Origin of the sequence: Schaalia turicensis ACS-279-V-Col4 (assembly GCF_000296505.1) — a bacterium.
Classification (GTDB): Bacteria; Actinomycetota; Actinomycetes; order Actinomycetales; family Actinomycetaceae; genus Pauljensenia; species Pauljensenia turicensis_A.
The window spans coordinates 63,931-83,113 of sequence record NZ_JH815209.1 but is presented as its reverse complement, the minus strand read 5'-3'; the positions used below and the strand labels follow the sequence as shown (position 1 = coordinate 83,113).

The 19,183-nt window shown below is 56.3% G+C and carries 18 protein-coding genes; all 18 read right to left on the bottom strand.

What is annotated here, in order from left to right:
• Positions 1-12: 12 nt before the first annotated feature.
• A complete protein-coding gene (locus HMPREF9241_RS04055) occupies positions 13-1,503 on the bottom strand; it encodes a transcription antitermination factor NusB (RefSeq protein ID WP_006681006.1) in 1,491 nt (496 codons plus the stop codon).
• The gene (gene fmt / locus HMPREF9241_RS04050; RefSeq protein ID WP_006681005.1) at positions 1,503-2,447 is read right to left on the bottom strand and encodes a methionyl-tRNA formyltransferase; all 945 of its coding nucleotides are present in this window, start codon (positions 2,445-2,447) and stop codon (positions 1,503-1,505) included. Before fmt ends, HMPREF9241_RS04055 begins: the two co-directional genes overlap by 1 nt.
• A gap of 32 nt (positions 2,448-2,479) precedes the next feature.
• Positions 2,480-4,459 carry a primosomal protein N' family DNA-binding protein gene (locus tag HMPREF9241_RS04045; RefSeq protein ID WP_006681004.1) on the bottom strand — a complete coding sequence of 660 codons (1,980 nt, stop codon included), beginning with the start codon at positions 4,457-4,459 and terminating at the stop codon, positions 2,480-2,482.
• Between the two features lie 46 nt (positions 4,460-4,505).
• On the bottom strand, positions 4,506-5,051 hold the full coding sequence (locus tag HMPREF9241_RS04040; RefSeq protein WP_243440785.1) for a vitamin K epoxide reductase family protein: 546 nt from the start codon (positions 5,049-5,051) through the stop codon (positions 4,506-4,508).
• 86 nt (positions 5,052-5,137) lie between these two features.
• Positions 5,138-6,328, bottom strand: a complete 1,191-nt coding sequence (metK, locus tag HMPREF9241_RS04035; protein WP_006681002.1) for a methionine adenosyltransferase — start codon at positions 6,326-6,328, stop codon at positions 5,138-5,140.
• Positions 6,325-7,569, bottom strand: a complete 1,245-nt coding sequence (coaBC, locus tag HMPREF9241_RS04030; protein ID WP_006681001.1) for a bifunctional phosphopantothenoylcysteine decarboxylase/phosphopantothenate--cysteine ligase CoaBC — start codon at positions 7,567-7,569, stop codon at positions 6,325-6,327. The genes metK and coaBC overlap by 4 nt, the downstream gene beginning before the upstream one ends.
• Positions 7,570-7,574: 5 nt before the next feature.
• Complete coding sequence (gene rpoZ / locus HMPREF9241_RS04025; protein WP_006681000.1) at positions 7,575-7,841, bottom strand: DNA-directed RNA polymerase subunit omega; 267 nt, start codon at positions 7,839-7,841, stop codon at positions 7,575-7,577.
• Positions 7,842-7,891: 50 nt separating this feature from the next.
• The gene (gene gmk, locus HMPREF9241_RS04020; RefSeq protein WP_006680999.1) at positions 7,892-8,449 is read right to left on the bottom strand and encodes a guanylate kinase; all 558 of its coding nucleotides are present in this window, start codon (positions 8,447-8,449) and stop codon (positions 7,892-7,894) included.
• Between the two features lie 29 nt (positions 8,450-8,478).
• Positions 8,479-8,790, bottom strand: a complete 312-nt coding sequence (gene mihF / locus HMPREF9241_RS04015) for an integration host factor, actinobacterial type (RefSeq protein ID WP_006680998.1) — start codon at positions 8,788-8,790, stop codon at positions 8,479-8,481.
• 89 nt (positions 8,791-8,879) lie between these two features.
• Positions 8,880-9,725 carry an orotidine-5'-phosphate decarboxylase gene (gene pyrF, locus HMPREF9241_RS04010; RefSeq protein WP_006680997.1) on the bottom strand — a complete coding sequence of 282 codons (846 nt, stop codon included), beginning with the start codon at positions 9,723-9,725 and terminating at the stop codon, positions 8,880-8,882.
• Positions 9,722-13,021: a carbamoyl-phosphate synthase large subunit gene (gene carB, locus HMPREF9241_RS04005; RefSeq protein WP_006680996.1), complete on the bottom strand. Its 3,300-nt coding sequence runs from the start codon at positions 13,019-13,021 to the stop codon at positions 9,722-9,724. Before carB ends, pyrF begins: the two co-directional genes overlap by 4 nt.
• Complete coding sequence (carA, locus tag HMPREF9241_RS04000) at positions 13,021-14,193, bottom strand: glutamine-hydrolyzing carbamoyl-phosphate synthase small subunit (protein WP_006680995.1); 1,173 nt, start codon at positions 14,191-14,193, stop codon at positions 13,021-13,023. The genes carB and carA overlap by 1 nt, the downstream gene beginning before the upstream one ends.
• Complete coding sequence (locus tag HMPREF9241_RS03995) at positions 14,190-15,515, bottom strand: dihydroorotase (protein WP_006680994.1); 1,326 nt, start codon at positions 15,513-15,515, stop codon at positions 14,190-14,192. The genes carA and HMPREF9241_RS03995 overlap by 4 nt, the downstream gene beginning before the upstream one ends.
• Positions 15,508-16,500 carry an aspartate carbamoyltransferase catalytic subunit gene (locus tag HMPREF9241_RS03990; RefSeq protein WP_006680993.1) on the bottom strand — a complete coding sequence of 331 codons (993 nt, stop codon included), beginning with the start codon at positions 16,498-16,500 and terminating at the stop codon, positions 15,508-15,510. The genes HMPREF9241_RS03995 and HMPREF9241_RS03990 overlap by 8 nt, the downstream gene beginning before the upstream one ends.
• Positions 16,500-17,069: a bifunctional pyr operon transcriptional regulator/uracil phosphoribosyltransferase PyrR gene (pyrR, locus tag HMPREF9241_RS03985; RefSeq protein WP_006680992.1), complete on the bottom strand. Its 570-nt coding sequence runs from the start codon at positions 17,067-17,069 to the stop codon at positions 16,500-16,502. Before pyrR ends, HMPREF9241_RS03990 begins: the two co-directional genes overlap by 1 nt.
• Positions 17,070-17,201: 132 nt before the next feature.
• Positions 17,202-17,876 (bottom strand): GntR family transcriptional regulator, encoded by a 675-nt coding sequence (locus tag HMPREF9241_RS03980; RefSeq protein WP_006680991.1) that lies wholly within the window; start codon positions 17,874-17,876, stop codon positions 17,202-17,204.
• A gap of 144 nt (positions 17,877-18,020) precedes the next feature.
• Positions 18,021-18,620 carry a transcription antitermination factor NusB gene (nusB, locus tag HMPREF9241_RS03975; protein ID WP_006680990.1) on the bottom strand — a complete coding sequence of 200 codons (600 nt, stop codon included), beginning with the start codon at positions 18,618-18,620 and terminating at the stop codon, positions 18,021-18,023.
• On the bottom strand, positions 18,620-19,183 hold the full coding sequence (gene efp / locus HMPREF9241_RS03970) for an elongation factor P (protein WP_006680989.1): 564 nt from the start codon (positions 19,181-19,183) through the stop codon (positions 18,620-18,622). The genes nusB and efp overlap by 1 nt, the downstream gene beginning before the upstream one ends.

Sequence of the window (19,183 nt, the reverse complement as noted above, 5' to 3'; positions counted from 1 at the left end):
GATACGTGGTGATTAGCGCGCTGATGTGGGCTTTTCGACCTTTTTCATCGCTGCAATGAACATCAAATCCGTACCGTTCCGGTGTTCCCACAGTTGGAGGGTGCGACCGGGGTATTTCTTGATACGACCAGCAGCGTCAGGGACGTTGAGAGACTCCGGTGCAAGTGCTTCGCCAAGTGCAACTGTATCGAGAAGCTCTACTTTCCCAGTTTTCAGTAGCTTCTCCACCTGAGCAAGCGTTTCGTCGACGTGCGGAGAGCAGGTGATATACGTCAGGATTCCGCCTTCGCGAACAAGTTCGAGACCGCGTGCCAACAGTTCCGCCTGCAAATCGACGAGGCCGCCAACATCTGCTTGCGTGCGCCTCCATCGTGATTCGGGGCGGCGCCTCATTGAGCCCATGCCTGAGCAGGGAGCATCGATCACAACTCGGTCAAAGCTTCCAAGAGGCCACTGGCTCTTGCCCCCACCGAAGGTACGACCATCGGACGAGACGACCTCAACGTTGTCAAGCTGGCGACACGCGCGTTCTACGAGGCGAGCACGGTGAGGATGGACCTCGTTTGCAATCAGTGTGGCTCCTTGAAGAGCGCCGATCGATGCGAGCATCGATGCTTTGCCACCCGGTCCTGCGCATAGGTCGAGCCAGCACTCGTCTTTGCCTTCAATCGGGGCGGTAGCAGCGATCATTGCGCCAAGCTGGGATCCTTCGTCTTGGACACCGGCGCGCCCTGAGCGGATCGAATCGAGACTACCCGGATCACCGTGTTCGAGAAGAACCGCGCAATCACTGACATCGCCTGGGGCGACGCGAGTTCCCAACACTGATTCAGCTTCATCAGCTAGATCGATTGCTTCGATCAGACCTGGGCGCGCAACAAGAGTCACCAGCGGAGGCTGGTTGTCGCCGGCTAGCAGGTCATCTAATTCGCTAGCCTCGAAGCCATGGCTAATGAGGGCGTCTTCGAAGGCATCGACCATCCAGAGCGGATGCGAAAACTCAATGGAACGACGTTTGTTCGGGTCACTGATCTGGGCGATTGCATCTTCGATTGCTCCAGGAGCTTCACGAGTGATTGAACGCAAAACCGCATTCACCATTCGCGTTGGCCCCTCGGTCAGGTAGTGGCGAGCGAGATCAACGGTGGAAGCAACTGCCGCATGGTCGGCAACGCGCATATTCAGAAGCTGATGGGCTCCCAGGCGCAGGAGGACTCGAACGGGGGTATCGACCTTATCGATGGGCCTGGTCAGATAGCGTCCCAAAACCCAGTCGAGACGTCCCTGGGCTCGCAGGCTTCCATTGACAAGTTCGGAGGTAAAAGCAGCGTCGCGCGAGTCCAGGCGCTCATGTGAACGCGCGTCACGCAACGCCTTCGTTAGAGCGATGTTGGCAAAGGCATCTTCAGTTTCAACTGCCATGAGCACGTCAAAAGCAATGCGCCTAGGCGTATCGACGTCCTGAAGTTTGCGATATCCATCGGAGTAACGACGGGTTGCCATCAGTTTTCCTCCATCGTGCCAAGCACTGTGTCTTCTGAAAGCCTGGCTCCCCTAGCCCATGCGGCAGCGTCCATCCAGCCTTTACCTGCCGGAGCAACCTGTCCAAGGCGAACGATTCCGTCCTGGCAGCCGACTTCAACGCTCTTCTTCGTTACTCGAATATGACCGGGTTCAAGATCATCGCCCTCTACGACTGTTACCGCGGCTAGTTTCAATCGCTTTGAGTCTGGAAGAAGTGTCCACGCGCCCGGGTTGGGGCTAAGACCAAGAATCTGCCGGTCAGTTGCCTGAGCAGACGAACGAAAATCAACGAACCCGTCGCTGGAGCTCAGTTGACGTGCGTGGCTTGCCCGCGGATCATCTTCGTTTTGAGGCACAGCTTGTGCGGTTCCATTCGCAATCGAGTCAACCACATCCACAACTTGTGGAGCGCCGAGAATTGCCATGCGTTCAAGTAATTCGCCCGCTGTTTCATGCGTGATGTCGACCGGAATCGAGGAATAAACAGGCCCGGTATCAAGACCTTTTTCAAGTTGGAAAACACTGGAAGCCGTAGTGGTATCCCCGCTGATCAGTGCCCATTGAACGGGAGCAGCCCCGCGCCACCGCGGAAGAGACGAGAAGTGGAGATTGATCCACCCATGAGTAGGCATGTCCAGAACGGAGCAAGGAATGAGTGCACCGTATGCGACAACGACACCAAGATCGGGGCGTAGTGACTCGACTTGGTTGCATACCTTAGGGTCTTTAAACGAAGACGCTTCAATCACAGGTAGGCCGTGTTCACGTGCGAACTGCGCAACTGGACTGGGGTGTAGCGTGCGCCCACGACCCACTCTGGCAGGTGGACGGGTAATGACACCGACGACCTCATGAGTAGACTCGACAAGACGCTCAAGCGTCGGGATAGCGGGAGCTGGAGTTCCAGCGAAAACAATACGCACGAGGATCAGTCTAACGAACGAAAGGAATCGCTTTAGAAAAGCTCTGGCGGATTGACCGTGATCTTCACGGTAGGAAGCTTGTGGGCACTGCGATATTGCAGGAGCTTCTTCAGTGTGACTAACACTTCGGGAAGCTGGTCACGTTCAACGCTGACCAAGGAGCGCACAATAGGTAACGTCCCTTCCTTCACCGCCTGATACGTGTACTCACCCAGGAGTTCGCCACCGGAGGACTCGGCAACTCCGAGAGAGTCTTTGCGTTGTCCGTCGATCGCGATCACGGTTTTTGCAGGGAAGAATCCGTTGGCTTTGCGGTCTTCAAGCAGATCGTGAGCAAATGAAACAGGGTTATAGCGAATAAGAGCCTGTGCCATGGAAGGCGTGATGCCACCACAAATGAGGGCACGTGCTTCGGGGCGAGCGAGTGCCAACGCATTGAACCACCGGCGCATTGCTTCTTGAGGGGCCCATAGTTCTGGTCGACCAGCAATCGCTTGGGCATCCAAGATCACCACAGCGTGATACCCACCTTCAGCCAGCGGTTCACTACCGGGGGTTGCGACGACAACCTGTGGTTTATGACTGATCGTGCGGGTCAACGCATTGCTTGATGATGAAACCAAGACTGACGCCGTCGGCATTGCGCGGGCGAGCTCTTCTCCCGTTCGTTCAGAGCCGATGCGTGCGTGTCGTAACCGCGTTCCTGCGCACGTTGGGCACTGCCATCCCGACGTGGGTCGGTGACACCATGAACACGAAATGGTGTCCTGGTCTGTTTTCTCTAGTGGCCCGTGACAATGATGGCAACGCGCAACACTCCTGCATTGGGAGCATGAAACAACAGGAACATATCCAGCATGAGCGACCTGAACTAACACTGGGCCGGCGGCAAGACCCGTGCGGATAGTGGCAAGAGCAGCTGAGGGAATGCGCATTGCTCCCCTGGGGCCTTCCCTCTCGATGTAAGCATCATCAACAACGCGGACGGTTGGGACAAGTGCGCGTTTCTTTGAACCATCTTCCATTAAGGAAACGGCCCAACCGGATTCAACAAGTGCTTGTGCTTTAACAGAACGCGAGAAAGAGGCGATAAGAAGCGAACAGTGTTCTTCGGCGCATCGTGCCATTGCAATGTCGAGTGCATCCGCACGCGGTGCTCGCTGTTCGACAAGACGGTCATCGCTGTCATCCCAAATGACAATGAGACCGAGATTCTTCAACGGCGTCCAGATACTTGAACGAGTACCGACGACGATGCCAAGTTCACCTGCCATCGCTTGGAGGTGCGTCAGATATCGGTCTTCCGCGGATGTCTGCGTTGTCATCAGTGCAGCTGGAACCCCAAGGCGGGTCTGGATCAGCCTATACAGCTGCGATGCCTGCCAGTGTGTGGGCGCGACGATGATGGCTCCACGGTGTGCGGCGGCGTTGGCCTGAATACAGTCCACGAGGCGCTCATCACGCGTTGGCCCCAAAGCTGTCCAGACGCTGCGGACTGGATCACCATGAGACAGGTGAGCAAGAAGCGTACATCCCACGGGATTGTCGTGCCAGGCTCCCCCATCTGCATCAGTGTCTACATTCCACTCAAGCTGTTGGCTTTCGTCCTGTGCTAAGAATGATTTTTCGGCACCCACATGACGCTGTGGAAGTGCAAGCGAGAGTGCTTGTGAGAGCGTTGCTACCTGGCGGTCTGCGATCTTCCGAGCCACTTTCGCAATCGAAGGCGAAAGGACGGGCAGGCGCGAGATAACTTTATCGATCGGACTTAAACGATGTTCGGGGACCTCGGTTCTGACGCTGAGGACCCAACCGGTGACGCTTCTTCCGGCAAGATGAACCTTTACGGCAACGCCTGGAACAACCGAATCGGCGAGCTCTGGAACGATTGCATAGTCCAGCGGGCGATCAAGGTGTGGGACATCAACATCCACGCACACGCTGGCAATAGCCTGCGCGGTGGCGACCTGCTCTAAGCCAAAAAGAACGTCGCTGTTACCTTGAATAACCATGGCTCTATTGCACCATGAGCCATGGAGGAATTGAACTGCACATCGGTTAGCCGAGCAGAGCTACCCCGTACCTGGCTACGACCATCGCGATCAGGATGAACAGCAACAATCCCCAGAACGACCAGTCATACCCCAAGGTCACACTGCGTTTCAACCACGCAGGCGCCGGAAGAACACCTTCGCGGATATTAATCCGTGTCAAGCCCGCAAAGACAAGGGTTGTTGTCACGGTGATCGCCAAACACCACGGGCAAAGCACGTGGATCACGAAAAAAGACTGGCTGAAAAGCCAGTACGCGAAGAACAATGCGATTGTGTACAGCACATTGGCACACGCCATGTACCAGCGGGAAAACTTCACTCCGCTAAACAAAGCGACCGAAATGGCAAGAACTACCGCTTCGAAAAAGATTCCTAGGAATGCGTTCGGGAACCCCAGGATACGAGCTTGAGGCGTCTGCGCCACCGTAGAACATGACAGGACCGATGAGACATCACAAGCGAATGTCTTCGCTGAATCGGCAGCTAACTGCCATGCTTCAATCGAAAGGACGAAAGAAGCGTAAAGCCCAATCAGCCCAGAAATGATCATCTCTACTGTTGTTCGTCGTCGCCATTTCAAGTCAAATGACGAATCAGTGGAGGCGGCCTCGTCAATCAGAACAGAGGGAGCGGTCATCAGCTCACACTCAACAATTCGTCGACGCGGTTCGTTTCTTCCCACGGGAAGCCCGGACGACCAAAATGGCCGTAGGAAGATGTGGCAGCGTAAATCGGGCGTAGCAGATCCAGGTCAGCGATAATGCCGGCCGGACGCAAGTCAAAAACAGTCTCAATGGCGCGTGCAATCTGCTGGTCACTCACATTTCCGGTACCAAATGTTTCAACATAGAGACCGACAGGATGAGCGCGGCCAATCGCGTAGGCAAGCTGAATTTCGCATTTGGAAGCAAGACCGGCTGCAACTACATTCTTCGCCGCCCAGCGCGCAGCGTACGTGGCGCTACGGTCAACCTTCGATGGGTCCTTACCGGAGAACGCTCCACCACCGTGACGTGCCATACCACCGTAGGTGTCAACTATAATCTTTCGCCCGGTTACGCCTGCATCGCCGGCGGGGCCACCGATGACGAAGCGTCCGGAGGGATTGACGAGGATCTTCATATCGGCCGTGTCGAGATCGAGGCCGTCGTCGCGAAGAACCGGGTCAATCACGTGTGCCACAATCAGGTCGCGCAAATCGGATTGGTTCAGAGCCTCATCATGCTGAGTGGAAACGAGAACCGAATCAATACCAACAGGCTTGCCGTCCTCGTACGCCAATGTGACCTGAGTCTTTCCATCGGGACGCAGACCGGTGGCGATTTCGTTATGACGGACGTCAGCCAGGCGCTTCGACAGCTTGTGCGCCAGCCAAATCGGGGCAGGCATCAGATCGGGTGTATCAGCGCAGGCATAACCAAACATGATTCCCTGGTCGCCAGCGCCCTGACTATCACGGACATCACTTGCACTACCTTCACGCTCTTCAAGCGCGTGGTCCACTCCCCCGGCAATATCAGGGCTCTGCTGTCCAATCGAAATCGATACGCCACACGAGGCACCGTCAAAGCCCACTTGTGAAGAGTTGTAGCCAATTTTCAGAATCTCATCACGAACAATCTGAGGAATCTCAACGTAGGCCTCGGTTGTTACCTCACCGGCAACGTGCACGAGGCCCGTGGTCACCATAGTCTCGACCGCGACACGAGAATGCGGGTCTTTTTCTACAAGAGCATCAAGGATTGAATCCGAAATTCGGTCACAGACCTTATCCGGATGACCTTCGGTCACGGATTCTGACGTAAAGAGCTGTCGATTAGAAGTCACCCATCAATAGTAGCGAGTCTTTGAGCGATTGTTGTGATGAGAAAGTCCGCAACGCGAGCTTTTGAGCCAGAGACTTCACCGACAAGCTCGCCTTTCGAGTCGACGATCGTGACGTGGTTGTCGACGTCACCAAAACCGAACCCATCACCCACGCGGTTAATCGCGAGGAAGTCGGCGCCCTTACGGCGTGCCTTCTCTTTGCCATAGGCAAGTACGGTGTCTGCCTGACCTGTTTCAGCGGCGAATCCGACGAGCACCGTGGGCCTTGAATCGCTGTGGGCGACGGTGGCAAGAATATCCGTCGTACGTTCCAATTCAATGGTGGGAACGTCTGAAGAATCATCCGTCTTCTTGATCTTCGCATCAGCAACGCTGGTGGGACTAAAATCGGCGATTGCCGCGCACATCACCAGCGCGTCTGCGCCATCACACTGAGCCTGAACCGCGAGTTCAACATCGTGGGCCGTGGGTGCGAAGGAAACGCTAATCGAAGGTTCAAGATCGTCCAGCAGCGACTTTTCAACGTTCGATGCGATCAGGTGTACTGTCGCGCCCATTCGAGCTGATGAGCGAGCAATCTCGATGCCTTGGCGTCCCGACGAACGGTTGCCAATGAAGCGCACCGGATCCAGTGGTTCTTGAGTTCCGCCTGCGGTCACGACAATATGACGTCCAAAAAGCATCTGTTCGTTGGAAGAGAACGAAGTCTGCGTTGATGCGAGAGTATCGAGGCACACACGAGCAATTTCTTCAGGTTCGGGGAGCCTACCAACTCCATGATCCCCGGAGCCAAGCGCACCGGACGCGGGGTCGATGATGGTTATTCCACGCTGGCGTAGAACGGCAACGTTATCTTGAGTGGCAGCGTTATCCCACATTGCCGTGTGCATTGCCGGGCTCAGAACAAGTGGGCAACGAGATGCCAAGACGGTGGTCGTCAAAAGATCATTCGCAAAGCCGGCGCGAATGCGTGCCATCACATCCGCGGTAGCAGGGGCGATAACAATCAAATCAGCGATACGAGCAAGCTCCACATGATCAGAGCCTGGGTGATCGGTGAGCCCGGTGTGAACCGGGTGACCAGTCAGGCCTTCCCACGTTGCTTTTCCAACGAACTCTAAAGAGGCAGGTGTTGGAACAACACGAACATCGCATCCGGCGCGAATCAGCTCACGTACAAGAATCGCCGCCTTGTAGGCGGCGATTCCAGCGCTGACCCCGACGATCACCGTGGGGCGCATACGCGTCAGGCTTTCTGCTCGGCTTCGACCGAGATCATGCCATCGTTGATCTCGCGAAGTGCGATACCCAGGGGCTTTTCATCGGGTTCAACATCGACAACGGGTCCAACGAACTGAATCATGTTCTGTTCAAGCTGAAGGTTGTACGAGTTGATCTGACGTGCGCGACGAGCGGCAACGATAACGAGAGCGTACTTTGAATCGACGTGCTCAAGCAGATCATCAATCGGTGGCGACGTGATGCCTTGGGGCTGTGCGACGATTCCGGCCATGCGGTCCTCCTGGATTCAAACGTGGCCATCTAGCCACACTGGGGGCCAGTCTACTCCAGCCCCATAAGGTGAGCCAGTTCAGTAACGGTGTCGTCGAGGTCGTCATTCGTCACAGTTACGTTGAATTCCGTCTCTGCAGCCATCTCTACCTTGGCAGTTTGAAGACGACGCACGCGTTCCTCCTCGTCTTCGGTTCCGCGACCGACGAGGCGCCTCACAAGCTCATCCCACGACGGAGGTGCAAGAAAAACGAAGAGCGCATCAGGACGCGTTTTCATCACCTGACGGGCACCATCAAGGTCAATCTCGAGCAGGACAGATTTACCCGCTTTCAAAGCCTCGTCGACAGGTGGCGCAGGTGTGCCGTAGCGGTGAACACCGTGGACTGTCGCCCATTCGAGCATCAATCCCGATTCGACAAGCGCGTCAAATTCTTCATCTGTCTTGAACAGATAATGAACGCCATCAACTTCACCCGGCCTGGGCGAACGAGTCGTCGCAGAGACAGAAACAACCAGTTCCGGGTGACGTTCACGAAGAGCTTGAACGACGGTCCCCTTACCTACAGCAGTGGGACCGGCAAGCACGGTCAGTCGTGGTTTATCCATGCTGACAATCGTGCCACCTTTACCTGCTATTAGCCGAATCGTTCGATTAAAGCCTGAGCTTGAACATGCCCAAGGCCCCTGACACGACGTGATTGAGCAATACCGTACTCTTCCATCAATGCCGCAGCCGTTGTGACTCCAACGCGTGGCATTGACTCAAGCAGTGAGACAACACGCATCTTGGCGATTGACTCATCCTTTTCGGCAAGGTTGAGAACCTCTGAAAGCGTAATTTCGCGATTCTTCAAGCGTGCTTTGATATCCGCGCGCGCGCGACGCGCTGCAGTTGCTTTTTCTAGAGCTTGAGCACGTTGTTCGGGTGTCAGATGAGGTAGCGCCATTGCTTCCCACTCCTTCACAGATTGTGACTGTTGCAGGCGATTTTATCGTGTTAACAGGGCTTTTGTGTGAAGAAAGTGGGAAGCAATATTCACTCAGCTAATTCGGCGACCGCTTGAGCATATGCCTGTTGAAGGCCCAGAGCATCGGGGCCTTTGGCCAAAATCGCTCGAGATGACGAGGCGAGCACGTTCAAAGCTGCTTGGCCGAACACCTCGCCCAGTTCCTTCGGACCGGCACCTTGAGCTCCCACCCCGGGGGCAAGAATTGCGCCATTGAAGGCATCGAAAGAGATGCCCAAGCGATGTGGAGCATCCCCAACGGTCGCGCCCACAACAATTCCAGCAGGACCCATGTGCTCAAAGTCGAACGTCGCATTGAAATCGGACACTGCTTGAATGACTCCCCCGGCAACCGATTGCCCCTCGGAGTTCACACAGTGTTGAACCGAAGCACCCTGAGGGTTCGATGTCAGAGCAAGAACGAACACTCCCCTGCCCGTCTCTTTAGCCATTTCAAGCGCCGGGGTGAGCGCGCCAATACCCAAATAGGGTGAAAGAGTCACAGCATCGCCGGCCAGTGGAGAACCATTAGCCAGATACGCATCGGCGTAACCGTTCATAGTTGAACCAATGTCACCGCGTTTAGCGTCCACGATGCACAAGGAACCCGCATTTCGACAGGCGTCAATGACTTCTTCTAATACGCCGACGCCGTGTGATCCAAAACGTTCGAAGAAGGCTGACTGCGGTTTGAATGCAGCAACTTTGCCTCCCAACGCTTCAACAACGCCCAGAGAAAACCTACGCAACCCGTCGATCGAATGGTCTAAGCCCCACTGGTCAAGCAGACCGGGGTGCGGGTCAATCCCAACGCACACAGGCCCATGCTCAGCCATTGCGTCGGCAAGACGATCACCGAAACCTCGCATGGTCATCGTTCATTCTCCTTTCGAAGCGCATCCCATTCCTGCAACGATCGCACGTGATACGCACCGTGAGTACGCACCTCAATCGCTTGAACAAGCGCGTTAAACGCCTGGAGCGTCGTCACAATCGTCTTGTCGTGGGTCATTGCAGCGGTACGAATCTGATAGCCGTCGTGGCGGTTATCGCTCTTCTGCGGAGTATTCACAACGATGTCGATCATCCCATCGTTGATCAAATCAACGATGGTGGGCTCACCTTCATTGCCTCGTCCCTCAGAGCGCTTGCGAACAGCTTGGGCCTCAATCCCGTTTCGGCGCAACACCGAAGCTGTACCCGTTGTCGCCAAAATCGTAAAACCAAGGTCCCGCATACGAGCCGCAGGGAACACGATCGCACGCTTGTCCGTATCCGCAATCGAAATGAAGACCGTACCTTCGGTCGGCAGTTTTCCGATCGCACCGGATTGCGACTTCGCGAATGCCGTCGGGAAGTTGTGATCGATACCCATAACCTCGCCCGTCGAGCGCATCTCAGGCCCGAGGATCGTATCCACGACCAATCCCTGAGCTGTACGGAAGCGCTTGAATGGAAGAACAACCTGCTTCACTGCAATCGAGGCACCATCACGGATCTCGCGTGCATCCGTGACAGGGAGAATGCCACGCTCACGCAACGATGCGATCGAATCGCCCACCTGGATCAAAGATGCTGCCTTCGCCAGAGGCACGCCCGTCGCCTTCGAAGCAAAAGGCACCGTACGAGAAGCACGAGGATTCGCCTCAATCACGTACAGGACATCGGACAAGAGGGCGAACTGGATATTGATCAGGCCACGCACCCCCACCTCACGTGCAATCGCTTCGGTCGATGCAGCAATCCGGTGAAGCTGGCTGGACGACAGAGTCATCGGTGGCAACACGCATGCCGAGTCACCGGAGTGAATACCGGCCTCTTCAATGTGCTCCATAATGGCGCCCATAAACAATTCATTACTGTCATACAGCGCGTCCACGTCAATTTCGATCGCCGCATCCAAGAAACGGTCAATCAACAGTGGACCGCGTGAGAACAGCGCGCCAATATCCGGCCTATCGAGATAACGATCGAGCGCGGCCTCGTCATTCACGATTTCCATACCACGACCGCCCAAGACGAAGCTGGGGCGCAGAAGCACCGGATATCCAACGCGCTCAGCAACCTCGCGAACCTGCGAGACCACATGAGCCGTATCGTGCGCCGGAGCCGGGCAACCGGCAATCGCCAGCACCTTAGCGAACTCTTCACGGTCTTCAGCCACATCGATCGACGACGGCGACGTGCCAAGAATCGGCACCCCCGCAGCCTCAAGATCACGCGCAAGCGACAGCGGAGTCTGACCACCCAACTGAACAATAACGCCCTTGACCGGACCGGCCTCGCTTTCTGCCCGGTAGATCTCGAGCACATCCTCAAGTGTCAGGGGCTCAAAGTAGAGGCGATCCGAAATATCGTAGTCAGTCGACACGGTTTCTGGGTTGCAGTTCACCATGATCGTGTCGTAGCGCTCGCGCAGGCTCATCGCCGCGTGCACGCACGAATAATCGAACTCAATGCCCTGACCGATACGGTTCGGTCCAGCACCCAGAATGATGACTGCTTCGCGCTCGCGGGGCGCAACCTCGTTCTCGAAGTCGTAGGTCGAGTAGTGATACGGAGTCTTCGCTGCAAACTCTGCCGAACACGTATCCACCGTCTTGAAGACGGGGTGAATTTCGAAAGCACCTCGTACTTCTCGCACGCTCGTCTCCGACAGGCCTCGAATATCACCAATCTGACGGTCAGAGAAGCCGTGACGTTTCGCAAGACTCAGTACCTCGCGGTTGAGCGCGGGAGCCTCTGCGATTTCACAAGCAATCTCGTCAAGCAAGTAGAACTGGTCAAGGAACCAGGGGTCGATCTTCGTCGAATCGAAGAGCTCGTCGAGCGTCGCACCTCCACGGATTGCGTCCATGACCTGCACAAAGCGCTGTTCGGTACCTCGTGCAGCCTGAGCGACAAGTGCTTTTGTCTCTTCTGTGGTGGGACGAGGCCGCGCCCACGAGAATTGGACTCCCGACTTGTCGATGGAGCGCAACGCTTTTTGAAACGCCTCCGTGAAGTTGCGCCCGATTGCCATGGCCTCGCCGACTGCTTTCATTGAGGTCGACAGCCTGGGGTCAGCTTCCGGGAACTTTTCGAAGGTGAATCGCGGAACCTTCACCACAACGTAGTCCAGCGTGGGCTCGAAAGACGCAGGCGTGGAGCCCGTGATGTCGTTCGGGATTTCGTCGAGTGTGTAACCGGTGGCGAGGCGCGCTGCGATCTTCGCAATCGGGAAGCCCGTCGCCTTGGATGCCAGCGCGGATGAACGCGATACACGCGGGTTCATTTCGATGACGATGATGCGACCAGTCTTCGGATCCAGAGCAAACTGGATATTACAGCCACCAGTATCAACACCGACCTTACGGATCACCGCAATGCCGATATCGCGCAGACGCTGCAACTCGCGGTCGGTGAGTGTCAATGCGGGTGCAACGGTCACCGAGTCGCCCGTGTGAACACCCACCGGGTCAATGTTTTCGATCGAACAGACGACAACGACGTTATCCGCCTTGTCTCGCATGAGCTCGAGCTCGTATTCCTTCCAGCCGAGGATGGATTCTTCGAGCAAAACCTCGGTGGTGATCGACGCCGCAAGTCCCTGACCGGCGATGCGTTCGAGATCTTCGGGGGTGTAGGCGAAGCCTGAACCCAAACCACCCATCGTGAACGAGGGACGTACAACCAGCGGGTAGCCGAGTTGAGCTGCAGCTTCGTGGCATTCTTCCATCGTGTGAGCAATATAGGAACGTGCGACTTCGGCGCCACACGTCTCAACGATCTCCTTGAAGATTTCCCGGTCTTCACCTGCGTTAATCGCCTCGATGGACGCGCCGATCAGCTCAACGTTGTACTTTTCGAGAACGCCAGCTTCGTTCAGCGCAACCGCTGTATTCAGTGCAGTTTGACCACCCAGTGTTGCAAGCAGAGCGTCTGGTCGTTCCTTTTCGATAATCGACGTAACGACTTCGGGGGTAATCGGTTCAACGTACGTGGCATCGGCGATCTCCGGGTCGGTCATAATCGTGGCCGGGTTGGAGTTCACGAGGATAACGCGCAGGCCTTCTTCTTTGAGAACACGGCATGCCTGGGTACCCGAATAGTCGAATTCGCACGCTTGACCAATAACGATCGGACCGGACCCGATAACAAGGACGGACCGCAAATCTTGGCGCTTAGGCATCAGTTTGCCTCCTTCGAGGCCAGAATCATGGATACAAAACGATCGAAGAGATGCTCACCATCGTGAGGACCAGCCGCCGCTTCGGGGTGGTATTGAACCGAGAAAGCGGGAATATCAAGTGCCCGCAGGCCTTCCACAACCCCATCGTTGAGATCAATGTGGCTGACTTCAACCTTTCCATAGCGACCAGCGTCGAACGGTGCGACTGAGGGGGCCCCAACGGGGGCGTCCACTGCGAAACCATGGTTGTGGGCGGTGATTTCAACGCGACCGGTCACCAGATCCTTCACCGGCTGGTTGACACCGCGGTGACCGAATTCGAGCTTGTAGGTTCCATACCCCAGAGCGCGACCGAACAGCTGGTGTCCGAAGCAAATGCCGAAGTACGGGAGCCCAGCATCCAGGACCGCACGTAGTAGCTCAATCTCCAGGTCAGCAGACGCGGGGTCACCCGGCCCATTCGAGAAGAAAACTCCATCGGGGTTCAGAGCCTGAATATCCGCGAAACTCACGGTGTTGGGCACAACATGAACCTCGACCCCTCTTTGCGCAAGCTGCTCCGGTGTGCGCGATTTGATGCCCAAATCCACGGCCACTACGCGACATACCGGTTCACCTTCGCCTTTAACAACGTAGGTGTCTTTTGTCGAAACCTCGGATGCTAAGGCTGCGCCGGCCATCATCGGTTGATCAACGACAATACGTACCAGAGCATCGCGCACCTGGTTAGTCAGGTGCTCAGCGCCTGCGGGAAGTGCACCACCGGAGAAGATTCCAGCGCGCATCGCGCCGTGTGAGCGGATGTGGCGCGTGATAGCGCGAGTATCAACACCACTGATTCCCACGATCCCCTGCTCAATGAGTTCTTCATCAAGGGTGCGCTTCGATCGCCAGTTTGATGCTCGACGTGCAGGCTCACGCACAACGAAACCGGCAACCCAGATCTGTTTGGATTCAGGATCTTCATCGTTGACACCGGTATTACCGATGTGAGGTGCCGTCATGACGACGATCTGGCGGTGATATGAAGGATCCGTGAGCGTCTCTTGGTATCCGGTCATGCCTGTGGAAAAGACAATCTCACCCAGTGTGCGCCCGCGTTTGCCCCAGGCGTATCCGGGGAATACCGTGCCATCTTCAAGGACGAGCAGTGCGAGTTCTGATTGGGTCATCGCCGGTCCGCCTTTTCAATCGGCATTCCGCCCATGACGGTTGCATCACCGGCGTACAGCGTGTACAGAACCTGGCCGGGCAACTCCATCCCTCGGTACGGCGAATTGGTTGAGCGCGTGAACTGCTGGGTGGGATCCACTTTCCGGCGCACGCTCGGATCAACCAGCGTGATATTGGCCGGAGCGCCCACCACAAGACCCTGCCCCTGAGTGGCAACCATGCCGATCTGCGCAGGCTTTGTCGACATCACGCGAGCAATATCGGCCCACGTCATGCGACCGGTGTTCACCATTGTTTCGATCAGGATCGGCAATGCAGTTTCCAGGCCGGTCATGCCGAACGCGCCCGCCTGCCACTCGCAGTCCTTGTCTTCGAGCGGATGCGGAGCATGGTCGGTTCCCACAACGTCAATCGTGCCATCGGCGAGGCCCTCGCGGACTGCCTCCACGTCTTCGCGAGTGCGAAGTGGCGGGTTGACCTTGTAGAGCGGATCGTAAGTCGTGGCCATTTCCTCAGTGAGGAGCAGGTGGTGTGGAGTTACTTCTGCCGTCACGTCAACACCCATGCGCTTGCCCCAACGAATCAGGTCTACCGATCCGGCAGTCGAAAGGTGGCACACGTGAAGGCGCGAACCGACGTGCTTTGCCAGCAAAATGTCGCGGGCAATGATCGCCTCTTCAGCGACGGGAGGCCAACCGGCCAAACCGAGTTCACCAGACAGTGGCGATTCATTCATCTGCGCACCGTCAGTCAAGTCCGGATCCTGCGAGTGCTGCGCAACGACGCCACCGAAGGTCTTCACATATTCGAGGGCACGACGCATGAGAACCGGATCCGACACGCACTTGCCATCATCAGAAAAGACGCGCACCTGAGAGCGGGAATGTGCCATCGCACCCATCGACGACAGGTGCTTGCCAGCGAGGCCTTGAGTCACGGCACCAACCGGGCGGACATCAACCCATCCCAGGTCGTGACCGATCTGCCACACCTGATCGACAACCGATGCGCTATCGGCAACCGGGGTCGTGTTCGCCATCGCGTGAACGGCTGTGTAGCCACCCACCGCCGCAGCGCGCGTGCCGGTTTCGATCGTTTCGGCGTCTTCACGCCCGGGTTCCCGCAGGTGCGTGTGCATATCGACGAGGCCGGGAAGCGCGATCAGACCGTCGGCATCAATATGCCGGGCATTGGTGGCGCCGTCCTTTGCTTCGGCACCGATAGCAACAATGACGCCGTCACGGACCAGGATGTCGCTGGATTGCTCTCCCAGAATCGATGCGCCGGAAATGAACCAAGTTTTCGAGGTGTTTTCAGTCATTGGTGTTTCCTTCCGTGGCAAGAAGCAGGTAGAGGGCAGCCATACGAACGCTGACGCCATTGGAGACTTGTTCGACGACAACGGAACGCTTTGAGTCAGCTGCCTCCGCGCTAATTTCAAGGCCTCGGTTCATCGGGCCGGGGTGCATCACGATGCATTCGGGGTTGAGAACGTTGAAACGCTGATTATCGAGGCCGTATGCGGTGTGATATTCGCCCGGTGACGGGAAGAATCCGCCGCCGGCAGCGCTCATGCGCTCACGCTGGACGCGTAGCATCATCACGGCGTCGGGGTCGGTGGCGAGAGCCTTATCGAAGTCGTATTCGATATCACAGGTCCAGTTTTCAACGCCCACGGGAAGCAACGTAGGAGGCGCGACCAACGTGACGTGGGCGCCCAGCAGAGTCAGAAGATCAACGTTGGACCTCGCAACTCGCGAGTGGAGAACATCGCCGACGATCACGACGCGCGCGCCTTTGAGATCGGTGCCCGGTGCCAGCGGTTCAACGTCGGGGTCTGAGGGGTTGCGTTTGTAGTGGCGACGCAGGGTCATGGCATCAAGAAGCGCCTGAGTCGGATGCTGGTGAGTGCCATCGCCCGCGTTCAGCACCGGCAGGTCCATCCAACCAGCGTGTGCAAGGCGGTGAGCCGCTCCGGAAGAAGAGTGGCGGACAACCACCGCGTCGGCGCCCATGGCTTGGAGGGTGAGAGCCGTGTCTTTGAGCGATTCGCCTTTGGAGACCGACGATCCTTTAGCGGAGAAATTAATAACGTCTGCCGAGAGGCGTTTTGCAGCAGCCTCAAACGACAGACGTGTACGGGTTGAATCCTCGAAGAACAGATTGACAACAGTGCGACCGTGAAGTGTTGGTAGTTTCTTCACTCGACGTGACTGCGTTGCCGCCATCTGTTCAGCTGTATCTAGAAGCAAGAGGGCTTCGCGATATTCGAGGTCACGGATGGAAATGAGGTGATTCAAGGACATCAGTTGTTCCTCTCAATCAGAACGCAGTCTTCACCGTCAGTTTCATTCAGCCAAATCGACACTGACTCATCACGAGCGGTGGGAAGGTTCTTGCCCACGTAGTCGGGGCGAATAGGCAGTTCACGGTGACCACGGTCAACGAGAACTGCGAGCTGGACTGCCTTCGGGCGACCGATCGATGTCAGCGCATCGAGGGCAGCCTTGATGGTGCGTCCCGTGTAGAGCACATCATCGACAAGAACGACGGTGCGTCCGTCGATGCCATGGGCCGGTACAAATGATTCCTTTGGCTCGCGAAGGGGCTGAGAGGAAAGGTCATCCCGAAACATTGTCGTGTCGATGATGGCAAGTTGCGTGCGCCTACCACCGACCTCGTTGATCTTTTCGACGAGGCGCTTGGCAAGCGTCGCGCCACGAGTCGGGATTCCCGCGATGACCAGCATCTGGTCTTCGCCATTTCTTTCGATAATCTCAAACGCGATTCGCGTGAGTGAACGGGCAATATCATCGGCATCTAAAACCTGCCGTGCAGAGCTGCCCCGCTCTGCGTGTGGGTGCACTGATCCCATCAGTGAATCTCCTTCCCCGCCTCACAGGACGGAATTTAAAGGAACGCTTCGTCAACTAGTGTAGTGCTCTACCCCGCGGATCTGTCTAGTTGACGGCGTGCTGATCATCACCGATGAAAGAATGCGATTGAGCTAGTCTTCGTCGACTCGAGACGCTTGTTTTTCCCTGTTCACTGCCCAAACCTCACCCGCATAGCGCATGTGCTCATTCAGAGTCTCGCGTGCCTTTTCGGGATCTCCGGCGCGAAGGGCGTCAACAATCGGTTGATGATAAACGCCGCTCATCAGCTCAGCGCGTTGTGCAGATGCGTCGGACATGATTGCAACGCGCATCCGATCCTGCAAGTCGTTCCACATCTCCAACAGCACTTCATTGCCGGATTCGTGACACAAAATCTGATGGAAACCAAGGTCTTCATCCAGAACTTCCACGGCACTCTTGCCATCCGCCCCTGCAGGGAGATTCTTTTCAAGGAGATCGGCGACTTCGCTGCCTCTCCCCTGGGTCACGATCGTCGATGCCGCCAGTCCCTCTAGAGCTGCGCGTACAGCAAAGAGCTCACGAAGTTGCTTGGGAGTAAATTGAGCGACGCGCAAACCAATGCGGTCTTCACCTTCGACAAGACCAGACTGCTGGAGCTTACGCAGTGCCTCGCGAACGGTGCCCCGACTCACGTTCAGTTGTTCGGCAAGATCGACCTCACCCAGACGCGAACCAGCTGGCAAGTTGCCCTCAAGGATCTCTGCGCGCAACGTCGTCCACACCTGCTCACGCAGTGTCAGTCGGTTAATCCCCTTCATGGGCATAGCGACGACTCCTCATCTTTGACAGTCGTTAACACTCAACAAATATCACTGTCACATTAACACTTTTCATCAAGGTTAATAAGCACAGAAAGCAAGTGGCGGACCATAGCTTTCGCTACAATCCGCCACTACAAGCCAACCTGCTCAGTATTCGTCGAGCAACTCGTCAAGCTCTTCAAGCTCATCGACACTCAAATCATGCGTCTTAGGGGAGGTATCCTCATCTGAGCCTGCCAGGCTGGGCGCATCATCACCGGGAGCCGACACGTCAGCGTCATTGTCGCAACTGCGACGCGACCACGGGGATGCCTCGAGTTCACGTCGAATAGCGTCAAGGACAGCATTGACGAACTGCGGAGCCCCGTCACCAGAAATCGACTTCACAATTGCAATTGCTTCATCGATCGCGATGATGTTCGCAACATCGTCGTTGTCCAGCATTTCCCAAACGCCAACGCGCATAACCGCCAGGTCAACACCGGCGATTCGATCAAGGCCCGCTACGTTCGCGTGTTTTTCGATCAAATCATCGATGCGACGCAGGTTATCAGCGACACCTTCGATTGCTTGAATCGAGTATTCCGGAAGCGGGGTTTCTGCTGCCGTGATCACTTTGCGCTGACGCAAAAGATCGCGCAAGACATCGGGGTTACGCCCCATGCCTCGCTGATCTGCTTCAAAAACGACGTCAGCAGCGCGCTTGCGAGCTTTCGTTCGTGAAGTGAAACGAAATGCCTTGGACATCAGTCGTTGACACGTCCCGAGAAGGAACCATCGCGGGTGTCAACCTTGATGCGAGTGCCTTCTTCCATGTAGAGCGGGACCTGGATCTCGTAGCCGGTTTCAAGCGTTGCGGGCTTGGTACCTGCCGAGGAACGGTCGCCCTGCAGACCGGGTTCAGTGTGCGTGATGGTCAGGACAACAGTAGCCGGGAGCTCAACGAACAGGACAGTGCCATCGTGCTGGGAAACGATGACGGACTGGTTGTCGATCATGAAGTTACGGGCATCGCCGACGATCTCTTCGGGAACGTTGATCTGCTCGTAGGTCTTTTCGTCCATGAAAACATAGTCGGTGCCGTCCTGGTACAGGTACGTCATATCGCGACGGTCAACAGTTGCGGTTTCGATCTTGAGACCAGCGTTGAAGGTCTTGTCGACGATCTTGCCACTCATCACGTTCTTGATCTTGGTGCGCACGAATGCGGGGCCCTTACCCGGCTTGACGTGCTGGAATTCAACGACCTGCCACAGCTGGCCGTCGATGACCATGACTGTGCCGTTCTTCAGATCATTCGTCGTTGCCAC

Coding starts and splice junctions, on each gene's coding strand:
- HMPREF9241_RS04055 (WP_006681006.1), bottom strand. CDS start 1,503: ATGGCAACCCGTCGTTACTCCGATGGATATCGCAAACTTCAGGACGTC.
- HMPREF9241_RS04045 (WP_006681004.1), bottom strand. CDS start 4,459: ATGGTTATTCAAGGTAACAGCGACGTTCTTTTTGGCTTAGAGCAGGTC.
- HMPREF9241_RS04040 (WP_243440785.1), bottom strand. CDS start 5,051: ATGATCATTTCTGGGCTGATTGGGCTTTACGCTTCTTTCGTCCTTTCG.
- coaBC (WP_006681001.1), bottom strand. CDS start 7,569: ATGCGCCCCACGGTGATCGTCGGGGTCAGCGCTGGAATCGCCGCCTAC.
- rpoZ (WP_006681000.1), bottom strand. CDS start 7,841: ATGGCCGGAATCGTCGCACAGCCCCAAGGCATCACGTCGCCACCGATT.
- gmk (WP_006680999.1), bottom strand. CDS start 8,449: ATGGATAAACCACGACTGACCGTGCTTGCCGGTCCCACTGCTGTAGGT.
- mihF (WP_006680998.1), bottom strand. CDS start 8,790: ATGGCGCTACCTCATCTGACACCCGAACAACGTGCTCAAGCTCTAGAA.
- pyrF (WP_006680997.1), bottom strand. CDS start 9,725: ATGACCATGCGAGGTTTCGGTGATCGTCTTGCCGACGCAATGGCTGAG.
- carB (WP_006680996.1), bottom strand. CDS start 13,021: ATGCCTAAGCGCCAAGATTTGCGGTCCGTCCTTGTTATCGGGTCCGGT.
- carA (WP_006680995.1), bottom strand. CDS start 14,193: ATGACCCAATCAGAACTCGCACTGCTCGTCCTTGAAGATGGCACGGTA.
- HMPREF9241_RS03995 (WP_006680994.1), bottom strand. CDS start 15,515: ATGACTGAAAACACCTCGAAAACTTGGTTCATTTCCGGCGCATCGATT.
- HMPREF9241_RS03990 (WP_006680993.1), bottom strand. CDS start 16,500: ATGTCCTTGAATCACCTCATTTCCATCCGTGACCTCGAATATCGCGAA.
- pyrR (WP_006680992.1), bottom strand. CDS start 17,069: ATGGGATCAGTGCACCCACACGCAGAGCGGGGCAGCTCTGCACGGCAG.
- HMPREF9241_RS03980 (WP_006680991.1), bottom strand. CDS start 17,876: ATGCCCATGAAGGGGATTAACCGACTGACACTGCGTGAGCAGGTGTGG.
- nusB (WP_006680990.1), bottom strand. CDS start 18,620: ATGTCCAAGGCATTTCGTTTCACTTCACGAACGAAAGCTCGCAAGCGC.